This is a genomic window from Micromonospora endophytica, assembly GCF_003236305.1.
Lineage (GTDB): Bacteria > Actinomycetota > Actinomycetes > Mycobacteriales > Micromonosporaceae > Micromonospora > Micromonospora endophytica.
Genome location: NZ_POTX01000364.1, coordinates 1 through 4,191, shown reverse-complemented (window position 1 = coordinate 4,191; position 4,191 = coordinate 1). Strand labels below are relative to the sequence as shown.

General features: G+C 70.7%; 4 protein-coding genes. 2 read left to right on the top strand and 2 right to left on the bottom strand.

Translation table 11 applies throughout. The features are described 5' to 3' along the window. Positions 1-787 (top strand): hypothetical protein (locus C1I93_RS31835; protein ID WP_220039613.1); only part of this gene is annotated, 787 nt, incomplete at its 5' end. Between the two features lie 166 nt (positions 788-953). Here the strand turns inward: C1I93_RS31835 and C1I93_RS29020 are convergent. Both C1I93_RS29020 and C1I93_RS29015 read right to left on the bottom strand, forming a co-directional pair. After that, a complete protein-coding gene (locus C1I93_RS29020) occupies positions 954-1,832 on the bottom strand; it encodes an alpha/beta fold hydrolase (protein WP_111246446.1) in 879 nt (292 codons plus the stop codon). Between the two features lie 29 nt (positions 1,833-1,861). Continuing rightward, complete coding sequence (locus tag C1I93_RS29015; protein ID WP_111246445.1) at positions 1,862-2,824, bottom strand: TIGR03557 family F420-dependent LLM class oxidoreductase; 963 nt, start codon at positions 2,822-2,824, stop codon at positions 1,862-1,864. 363 nt (positions 2,825-3,187) lie between these two features. Here C1I93_RS29015 and C1I93_RS29010 point away from each other — a divergent pair. Continuing rightward, positions 3,188-4,191 (top strand): glycoside hydrolase family 5 protein (locus tag C1I93_RS29010; RefSeq protein ID WP_111246444.1); only part of this gene is annotated, 1,004 nt, incomplete at its 3' end.

The window sequence follows — 4,191 nt, the reverse complement described above, 5'->3', positions numbered from 1 at the left end:
GGCGGGGGAGGCCCCGGGTGGTGGCGGGTCGGCGGTGGCGCTCGTCGCGCGCGGTCTGGCGTTGTTGGTGGTGTTGCCGGTACGGCTGGGCTGGGAGCTGCTGGCGGCGATCGGCCGCTGGCTGCACCGTTGGGTGTTGGTGCCGACGGCCCGGTTCATCGACCGTTGGCTGCTACGTCCACTCAGCTGGCTGCTGCATCACCTGGTCTGGATCCCGGTCGGCTGGATGGCCCGCGCGGTTCGGTGGCTGTGGCTGACGCTTGTCTGGTCGCCGCTGACCTGGCTCGGCAACGGCGTGCGCTGGCTGTGGCGCAACGCCTTCTGGCCGCCGCTGCGGTGGTGCGGCCGGGGCGTGGCGTGGGCTTGCCGGTGGGTCGTGCATGGACTGGCCTGGCTGGTGTCGACGCTCATCCTGGTGCCGCTGTACCACCTGCTGTGGGTGCCGCTGGCCTGGCTGGTGCGGGTGCTCACCCCGGCCGTCCGGCTGCTCCTGGTCACGCTGGGTGGGTGGCTGCACGCCTTGGCCCGCCGGTCGGTGATCGTGCTCGACTGGGCCTGGCGGGTCGCCGGACGGATCCTGTGGTGGTGCTGGGCGCTGACCCTGCGTCCGGTGTGGCTGGCGGGGCGCCGGCTGTGGCGGGCCACGGTGCTGCCGGTGGGTCGGGCGGTCGGCGCGGCCTGGCGGGTGACCGTCACACCGATGATCCGGTGGCTGCGTGGCAGTGTCCTGGACCCGGTTCGTCAGGCCACCCGCGAGGCGCTGACCACGCTGGGCCTGCGGCGCTGACCACGCTGGGCCTGCGGCGCTGACCACCAGCGAGCGGTGGCGTCAGAGGAGCAGGTTGAGTAGGAGGGTCAGCACGATCGAGGCGACGATCGAGAAGAGGATCATCAGGAGGCAGCCGAGGCCGCCGCCGGCCGGACGGATTTCCGTGTTGCCGATACGCATGGTGTCACCTGTTCGTCGGTTCATCGGGGATGGTCGTGTCGAGAAGCGCACGTAACGCCTCCGCGACCTGCCAGGGTGCGGTGGTGGCCACGTTGTGCGCGGCATCGGGAACTGCCGCGGTGCGGGCGTCGGGCACCAGCTCCGCAGCCCGTGCCCGCCAGGCCGCCGGCACGAGTGGATCGCGGCTGCCGGTGAGTACGAGGGTGGGTGCGGCGATCCGGCGCAGGTCGTCCTCGATCCGGTTGTGGATTGAGTGGGACAGGGTGGCCCACACCCTCGGCGGTCGCGCGTCGATCACGTCGCGTAGCAGGATCGGGGCCTGCCAGCGGGCCTCCCGGGTGGTGTCGAGCAGAAAGCGGCGCACCTGACCCCAGCGGCTCCGGGCCCGCGGGTCGCTGGTCGGCCCGGCGAGCACCACCGCGCGTACCGTCTCGGGGTGGCGGGCGGCGAGCGCGGCGGCGACCTCCGCGCCGAATGAGTGCCCCAGGACGCAGACCGGCGGCAGCCCGTACGCGGCCAGCAGCGCGGCCAGGTGCTCGGCGTGCTGTCGCGGGTCGTACGCGTTCGGGGGACGGGCGCTCAGGCCGAAGCCGGGCAGGTCCGGCGCGTACACCGGATGGGTGTCGGCCAGTGCGACGGCCAGCGGCGTCAGATAGCGGTGGGACACCGCCAGTCCGTGCACCAGCAGCACCGGTGGGCCCTGCTGATCACGCTCGGCGCTGCGGCGCACGTGGGTGCGCAGGCCGTTGACGGTGCGCCACTGGCTGGTCAGCCCGGCCGCGTCGCCTGGCGCGGCGAGCGCCAGGCGACGCAACGCCAGCCCCGACGGCCCGGCTGCCGGCGGGCCCGGCGGCTCGGCAGTGGGCAGGGCCGCATGCGCCATAGCCGGTAGGTGGCCAGCGCCGTGACAGGTCACAGCTCGCGCAGCCGGGGCAGCAACTGCTCCTGCGCCCAGTCCAGGAACATCGGTTGGCTGTCACCGCCGATCTGGACCACCGCCACGTGCGTGAACCCGGCGTCGACGAACTTCTTGAACGCCGCCACGTGCTTGTCCACATCGGGGCCGCAGGAGATCGAGGCGGCCACGTCCTCCTCGCGGACGCTGCGGGTGGCCGCCTCGAAGGCGTCCGTGTCGGGCAGGTCGGTGTTGACCTTCCACCCCAGCCCGAACCAGCGGAACTGATCGTGAGCGATCTTGCGGGACTCCGCCTCGTCGGGGCCGTAGCAGATGCTCACCTGCCCGTACCGGGGACGCCCGGCACCGCCGGCCTCCTCGTACATCTCCACCAGGTGCGCGTCCGGATCGGTGGCGACCATGGCGTCGGCGTACTCGGCGGCGAGGGTGGCCGACTGCCGGCCGGAGGCGGCCACGGCCATCGGCACCGGTGAGTCCGGGCGGTCCCAGACATACGCGTCGGGTACGTCGTAGTGGTTGCCGGAGAAGGTGAGGGTCTCGCCGTTGAGCAGCGGCCGGATGATCTGCAGCGCCTCCTCGAACATCTCGTGCCGCTGCTGCACGTGCGGCCAGGCACCCACCACGTGCTCGTTGAGGTTCTCCCCGGCACCGAGGCCGAGGGTGAACCGGCCGTCGGAGAGCAGCCCGATGGTGGACGCCTTCTGGGCCACCACCGCCGGGTGGTAACGGCGGATCGGGCAGGTCACGAAGGACATCAGCTCCGCGCGGGAGGTGGCGTGGGCGACCGCGCCCAGCACCGACCAGGCGTACGGGGAGTGACCCTGCGACTCCAGCCAGGGGTAGTAGTGGTCCGACATGACGAGTTGATCGAAACCGGCCGCCTCGGCGCGTACCGCGTAGTCGACGAGCTGCTTCGGGCCGGCCTGCTCGCACATCAGGGTGTAGCCGATGCTGACCATGGTGTCTCCTTCCGGACCGGGTGACCCGTTCCGGATACCCCGCCCCTGTCTGATCAACCCTGGGCCGTGCTTGACGCCCTCCGCGCCCCTGCCTACCGTTGACCTGAACCGGTTCAGACGCCGGCGTGCGGCACATCCTGTGGTGGGGATGCCCACTTCCCGTGGCGGCCCGATTCTCGTGGGCCGTCACGGGAGGGCGGCCAGGCGAGGCGTTACTGAACCGGTTGCCTTCGGCGATCTATCGGCTTACGCTGATGTCTGCCTCGCCGGGCCCCGGACAGCGGCTGTCGGGCACCAGCCGCCATCACCAGCCACCACCGCACCCCCACTGGGCACGGGGGAAAATCTCCTGCGAGGAATGCCATGAGACGACTATTCGCGGGCGTCGGCGCCCTGCTGCTGGCGACCGTCGCCGCCGTGTTCGCCTTCGGTCCGTCGGCGCACGCCGCCGCCGGCTTCACCGTCAGCGGCGGCAAACTCTACGACGCGAACGGCAACGAGTTCATCATGCGCGGGGTCAACCACGCGCACACCTGGTACCCCCAGCAGACCAGTTCCTTCGCCAACGTCAAGGCGCTCGGCGCGAACACGGTCCGGGTGGTGCTCTCCAGCGGCGACCGGTGGACCCGCAACAGCGCCGCCGACGTGACGAACGTGATCCAGCTCTGCAAGACCAACCGGCTGATCTGTGTGCTGGAGGTGCACGACACCACCGGGTACGGCGAGCAGAGCGGCGCCATCACCCTGGACCGGGCGGTCGACTACTGGCTCAGCATCGCCAGCGCGCTGAACGGCCAGGAAGCGTACGTGATCGTCAACATCGGCAACGAGCCGTACGGCAACCAGAACTACACCTCCTGGACCACCGACACCGCCAACGCGATCCGCCGGCTGCGTACCGGAGGCATCCAGCACACCATCATGGTCGACGCCCCGAACTGGGGCCAGGACTGGGCCTTCACCATGCGCGACACTGCCCCGACGGTGTTCAACGCCGACCCGGCCCGCAACACGGTCTTCTCGGTGCACATGTACGGCGTCTTCGACACCGCCGCCGAGATCAGCGACTACCTGGGCCGGTTCCGCAGTCGTGGCCTGCCGATCGTGGTCGGCGAGTTCGGCCACAACCACTCCGACGGCAACCCCGACGAGGAGACCATCCTGTCGTACACCCAGGCCAACGGCATCGGCTGGCTGGGCTGGTCGTGGAGTGGCAACAGCGGCGGCGTCGAATATCTCGACATGGCCACCAACTTCAACCCGAACCAGCTGACCAGTTGGGGCCAGCGACTGTTCAACGGCACCAACGGCATCCGGCAGACCGCGCGGGAGGCCACCGTCTTCGGTAGCACCCCGCCCCCCACCAG

Bases quoted from the DNA above. Each gene is read 5' to 3' on its own strand.
- C1I93_RS29020 (WP_111246446.1), bottom strand. From the start codon at position 1,832: ATGGCGCATGCGGCCCTGCCCACTGCCGAGCCGCCGGGCCCGCCGGCA.
- C1I93_RS29015 (WP_111246445.1), bottom strand. From the start codon at position 2,824: ATGGTCAGCATCGGCTACACCCTGATGTGCGAGCAGGCCGGCCCGAAG.